General features: G+C 69.9%; 7 protein-coding genes. 2 read left to right on the top strand and 5 right to left on the bottom strand.

Annotated features, from left to right (window positions below; translation table 11 throughout):
• Positions 1 to 222 precede the first annotated feature (222 nt).
• Positions 223 to 624, top strand: a complete 402-nt coding sequence (locus VN520_RS31950) for a pyridoxamine 5'-phosphate oxidase family protein (protein WP_325750425.1) — start codon at positions 223 to 225, stop codon at positions 622 to 624.
• A gap of 109 nt (positions 625 to 733) precedes the next feature.
• On the opposite strand, the gene VN520_RS31945 is transcribed toward VN520_RS31950, so the two are convergent.
• Positions 734 to 1,054, bottom strand: coding sequence for a (2Fe-2S)-binding protein (locus tag VN520_RS31945; RefSeq protein ID WP_325750424.1), 321 nt, complete (start codon positions 1,052 to 1,054; stop codon positions 734 to 736).
• Entirely contained in the window at positions 1,051 to 1,251 is a 201-nt protein-coding gene (locus tag VN520_RS31940) for a 5'-nucleotidase (protein ID WP_325750423.1), read from the bottom strand. Before VN520_RS31940 ends, VN520_RS31945 begins: the two co-directional genes overlap by 4 nt.
• Positions 1,252 to 1,403: 152 nt before the next feature.
• Here VN520_RS31940 and VN520_RS31935 point away from each other — a divergent pair, with 152 nt between their 5' ends.
• On the top strand, positions 1,404 to 2,384 hold the full coding sequence (locus VN520_RS31935; RefSeq protein ID WP_325750422.1) for a helix-turn-helix transcriptional regulator: 981 nt from the start codon (positions 1,404 to 1,406) through the stop codon (positions 2,382 to 2,384).
• A gap of 777 nt (positions 2,385 to 3,161) precedes the next feature.
• Here the strand turns inward: VN520_RS31935 and VN520_RS31930 are convergent.
• The 3 genes from VN520_RS31930 to grpE all read right to left on the bottom strand — a co-directional run.
• Positions 3,162 to 3,608 carry a heat shock protein transcriptional repressor HspR gene (locus tag VN520_RS31930; RefSeq protein WP_014046944.1) on the bottom strand — a complete coding sequence of 149 codons (447 nt, stop codon included), beginning with the start codon at positions 3,606 to 3,608 and terminating at the stop codon, positions 3,162 to 3,164.
• Position 3,609: 1 nt separating this feature from the next.
• Positions 3,610 to 4,794, bottom strand: a complete 1,185-nt coding sequence (gene dnaJ, locus VN520_RS31925; protein ID WP_325750421.1) for a molecular chaperone DnaJ — start codon at positions 4,792 to 4,794, stop codon at positions 3,610 to 3,612.
• Between the two features lie 93 nt (positions 4,795 to 4,887).
• Positions 4,888 to 5,394, bottom strand: a 507-nt coding sequence (gene grpE, locus VN520_RS31920) for a nucleotide exchange factor GrpE (RefSeq protein WP_325750420.1), incomplete at its 5' end; no start/stop codon positions are given.

Raw genomic sequence — 5,394 nt, 5'->3', positions numbered from 1 at the left:
GTCAGGTCCGGATGTCCGTCCTTGACGGCCCTGCTGGTGGCCGCGTTGAGGGCGTCCCGGCTCTTGTTGGTCAGCTCGGCGTCCACGGGCGCTGTCTCCTCCTCGTACGGGTGCTTCATGGAACTATGACTCGAACAACGGGTACAAAGTTGAGTCTATTCCACTCAAGGGCAGGATGATGCCTCCGAGGGCCCCGAATCCTCCTGTATCTAGGCTGGCCCCATGCCTGACGTACGCAACCCCGGCCCCGAGTACCTCGCCTTCTGGCAGGAGCGCCACGTGTGCACCCTGACCACGCTCCGCCCGGACGGCACGCCGCACGTCGTGCCCGTCGGGGTGACGTACGACCCCCGGACACGGATCGCCCGCGTCATCACCGGCGGGAACACCAGAAAGGTCGCCAACGTCCTGGCGGCCGGCCCGGAAGGGGCGCGGGTCGCGGTCTGCCAGACGCAGGGACGCCGCTGGGCGACCCTGGAGGGGCTGGCGGTCGTCCGCACGGAGCCCGGGGAGGTCCAGGACGCGGTACGCCGCTACGCGGAGCGCTACGAGCGCACCCCGCGGCACAATCCGGAGCGGGTCGTCATCGAGATCGCCGTCGACAGGGCTCTCGGAAAGGGCTGAGAATGCGAAACGCATTCCGGGCAGCACAACGGCGCCATCGTGTTCAGGTCACGATGGCGCCGCTGTGTGGGGGAAGTGCCGGAACGACATGGAACGACGGGGGAATCGTTCAGGCACTGCGGGGGGTGGCGGAAATGGCTTCTTGTTCGAACAGCTCATGGTCACGCTGATCGAGATTTACGAAAATCATGCCGTACCTCACGGCACAGCGAACCGGTTGCGGCGCTCCGCGCGGCCGGCGAAGACAGCGATAGGCGCGGATGTCGTCATCCTTTTCCATCACGACGACAATGGGCTCCCCGAACAGGGTGACCATCAACGAATCGCCCTGGCGGGTGAGTGCCGTGAGCAGATCGATGAAATGCCACCCTGAGCGATAGGCCGTGGCCATCTCCCGCCGGAAGGTGCGGTCGTCCGGTGGGGTGGTCATGCCGTGGTGCCGGTCGGAGCCGCATCCCACGTGATGTCACCTGAAGCCGTACCCCAGGTGATGTCGACCGGAGCCGCCCCCCAGGTGATGTCACCGGGCACGGCCGTCGCCTGCTCGGCCTGAGCAGCCCCCCAGGTGATGTCCTGGGCACCCAACGCACCGTAAGCCAGCGCCCCCACGAAAGCTGTGGCAAGCACCGAGCGAAGCATTCGCTTAGACATTTCGGCTTCGTCCTCACTTGATGGATTCATCTCCCCCGCTCTCAAGACGATGTCTCACGCGGACACGCGAGCACCACCGGATCGATGCATCATGTTCTTGCACGTTCAGGAACATGGGGGGTGGAGATATGGATACATGCGACTCAAAAGGGGCGCATCGGCACGGGATCACCCAACTATGCGATGCGGGACAGCGTCTCTACGCAAGCGCGCTGCGGTCCGGCCGCATACCGCGCTCGGAGGTGGAACCCGCTCCGTGCCTGATGGACTTCGCCCTGCTCCACCCCGACCCCGACGACGCCGACTGGCTGCGCCCCGTACCCCCCTCGGCCGCCCTCGCCCAGCGGCTGTACCCCATCGAAAGGGAGATCCAGGAGCGCCGGCGCCATTCCCTGGAACTCACCGAGTCCTTCGAACCTTTCATGGACATCAGCGCCCAGGATCCACCCACGACACACGCAATCACCGTGCTCGAAGGCGGCACCCGCATCAACGCGGCCATCGACGTGGCCACGGCGGAGTGCTGCGACGAGGTCCTCACCGTGCAGCCCGGAGGGGTCCGGAGCGAGGACATCCTCAGCAAGGGACTGGAGCGGGGAAGGGCCGTGGTGAACCGCGGGGTCAGCATCCGCACCCTCTACCAGCACACGGTCCGCCATCATCACGGGACGTTCGCCTATGCGGAGCGGCTCGCCGAGGGCGCGGAGATACGCACGCTCGAGGAGCTCGTGCAGCGCATGCTCATCTTCGACCGCGCGGTCGCCTTCATCCCCGCTCAGGACGACCTGACGGTCGCGCTGGAACTCCGGCACCCGGGCCTCGTCTCCTACCTGATCAACGTCTTCGAGCAGCTCTGGCAACGCGCCACCCCCCTGCTGGAGGACGTCCCGTACACCCCGACACCCGCCGGGATCAGCGGAGTGCAGCGTTCCATCGCCCAGCTGCTGGTCGAGGGGCACGTGGACGATTCCATAGCCCGCAGGCTCGGCATGAACGTCCGCACGTGCCGAGCGCACATAGCCAAGCTCAACGCCGCCCTCGGCAGCGGCAGCCGGGCCCAGCTCGGGTACCTCATCTCACAGTCAGGGATCCTGGACCACAAGGGCTGACGCGCTCCCACGGCCGCACTCCGCCAGGCCACCAGGTCTGCACCACCGGCCACTTGTCGCAGCGTAGGGAGCGGGGGCCCCGGACGGGGACAGAACCAGCGCGACCGCCGCACAGCCACGGACCGGGAGAGCTGTGCGCGTCAGGACCCGATCCGTACGAGCGGGCGTCGCGCCAGGGGCGGATCGCCCGCTCGGACACCGGCGCCGCCCCGTGCCTCATCGACGGGGCGCCGGTCCAGGCCGGTCCCGCCGGTCCAGGCCGGTACCTGGGACGAGGACCGGCTCCGCCCCCTCCCGCCGCCGGCACCTCCGGCCCGTCTGTCGCAGCCCCTCACACGCGAGAGGGACGAGCGCGTGGGACGAACGCCGGAACCGGCCAGGTCGCCGGCGCCCCTGGCCGTCACGGCCGACCGTGACCCCGTCCTGCCATCACCGTGCCGGAGGAGCCCGAGCCGACACGAAAGGCCCTCCAGGAAGCCACCGCCCGGGCCACGGACGAGGTCCCCACCGCGCAGCCGGGAAGCACCCGCCCCCACGCCACCCCGCGGACGGCTCCGGACGACGCCACGACCGCCATCGCCCGAGACACCGGGCTCCGTCACATCCACCAGCACCCGGCGCGCCACCGCACCCAGGTCAGGGAGTGCCTGCGTCAGGTGCCCGCACGGTCCCTCCAGGTGCGTACCACCGAGCTGACCGTCGGGCGGCTCCTCGGCCGCACGGACAGGGCCCGCCCCGGAGTCTCACGACTCCGGGGCGGGCCCTGTCCGGCACGCCTCAGTCCTTCGGCCTCTTGGGCCGCCATACCACCAGCGCGCCGGTCTGCTGCACATCCTGGTACGGCACCAGATCACGCCGGTAGGAGGCGTGCACCTGGGCCTCGCGCTGCTGCATGGCCACGGCCGCGCCGTCGACCGCCGCCGAGAGCTCCGCGACGCGCTGCTGGAGCGCGGCGACCTGGTTCTCCAGCTCGATGATGCGCTTGATGCCCGCGAGGTTGATGCCCTCGTCCTGCGACAACTGCTGGACGGTACGCAGCAGTTCGATGTCACGCGCCGAGTAGCGCCGGCCGCGCCCGGCCGTGCGGTCCGGCGAGACCAGGCCGAGACGGTCGTACTGACGCAGTGTCTGCGGGTGCAGGCCCGAGAGCTGGGCCGCGATCGAGATGACGTAGACCGGTGATTCGTCGGTCAGCTGGTACGGATTGCGTCGACGGCCGTCCATCTCAAGCTCCCTTCGCCGCCTGGAACAGCTCCGCCCGCGGGTCCTCCCCCGCGGTCGACTTCCGATAGGCCTCCAGCGCGTCCTGGGCGTCCGCGCCGAGATCCGTGGGCACGGCCACCTCGACGGTGACCAGGAGGTCGCCCCGGGTGCCGTCCTTGCGTACGGCGCCCTTGCCCCGGGCCCGCATCGTACGTCCGTTGGGCGTGCCGGCCGGGAGTTTCAGGGTGACCGGCGGTCCGCCGAGCGTGGGGACCTTCACCTCGCCGCCGAGCGCCGCCTCCGGGAAGGTGACGGGCACGGTGACGGTGAGGTTGTCGCCCTTGCGGCCGAAGACCGGGTGGGCGTCGACGTGGACGACGACGTACAGGTCGCCGGCCGGGCCGCCGCGCTCGCCCGGACTGCCCTTGCCGCGCAGCCGGATCCGCTGGCCGTCCGAGACGCCCGCGGGGATCCTGACCTGCATCGTGCGGGCCGACTTCGCCCGGCCGCTGCCCTTGCAGACCTCGCAGGGGTCCTGGGCGATGAGGCCCCGGCCCTTGCAGTCCACACAGGGATCGGTCAGGGAGAATCCACCGCCGGTGCCGCGCGACACCTGGCCGGTACCGACACACGTCGGGCAGACCCTCGGGGTGCCGTTCTTGTCTCCGGTACCGGAACACGCCTTGCAGGGAGCCTGGCTGGACATCCGCAGCGGGACCGTGGCCCCGTCGACCGCCTCGGTGAAGCTGAGCGTCACCTCGGACTCGATGTCCTGGCCGCGCCGCGGCTGGACACGTGTGCCCGTACCGCCGCGGTTGAACAGACCGCCGAAGACGTCGCCCAGGCCGCCACCGCCACCACCGAAGCCGCCGGCGCTCTGGCCACCGCCCGGGGCGCCGCCGAAGAGGTCGCCCAGGTCGAAGTTGAAGTTGCCGCCCGCACCGCCGGGACCCGCCCGGAAGCCTCCGTTGCCGAAGAGGGCGCGCGCCTCGTCGTACTCCTTGCGCTTCTTGGGATCCCCGAGGACGTCGTTCGCCTCGGAGATCTCCTTGAAACGCTCCTCGGCCTTGGCGTCGCCCTTGTTGGCGTCCGGGTGGTACTCGCGGGCGAGCTTCCGGTACGCCTTCTTGACCTCGGCGTCGGTGGCGTCCTTGGGGACGCCGAGAACCTTGTAGTAGTCCTTCTCGACGAAGTCCTTCGTGCTCATCGACGTCCCTCCTTCCGGACGATCGGCCGTGCGGCCGGCCCTGTGGCCGGCCGCACGCCCCGTCGGTGTTCACCGCAGTGGTCGGACGGAATGTCAGACCTCTTCGGTGCCACCGCTCTCCTCGTCGTCTGCCTTCTCTTCCTTCGCCGCCGCGGGCGTGGCCCCCGGCTGCGGTTCGGCCACGGCCACCCGCGCGGGGCGGATGGTGCGCTCGCCGATGCGGTACCCGGGCTGCAGGATCGCCACGCAGGTCGTCTCGGTGACGTCCGGCGCGTACGAGTGCATCAGGGCCTCGTGGATCGTCGGGTCGAAGGGCTCGCCCTCCTTGCCGAACTGCTGGAGGCCGATCTTCGCGACGACCGTCTCCACCGATTCGGCCACCGCCTTGAAGCCGCCGACGAGCTCGCCGTGCTCCCGCGCCCGGCCGATGTCGTCGAGCACGGGCAGGAGATCGGTCAGGAGACCCGCCGCGGCGACCTCCTTGACCGCGACCCGGTCGCGCTCGACCCGACGGCGGTAGTTCTGGTACTCGGCCTGGAGCCGCTGGAGGTCGCCCGTGCGCTCGTCGAGCGCGGAGCGGACCTGGTCCAGCTCGGCCGT

Source organism: Streptomyces sp. (genome assembly GCF_035563135.1).
Taxonomy (GTDB): domain Bacteria; phylum Actinomycetota; class Actinomycetes; order Streptomycetales; family Streptomycetaceae; genus Streptomyces.
This window is presented reverse-complemented; position numbering and strand designations above follow the sequence as displayed.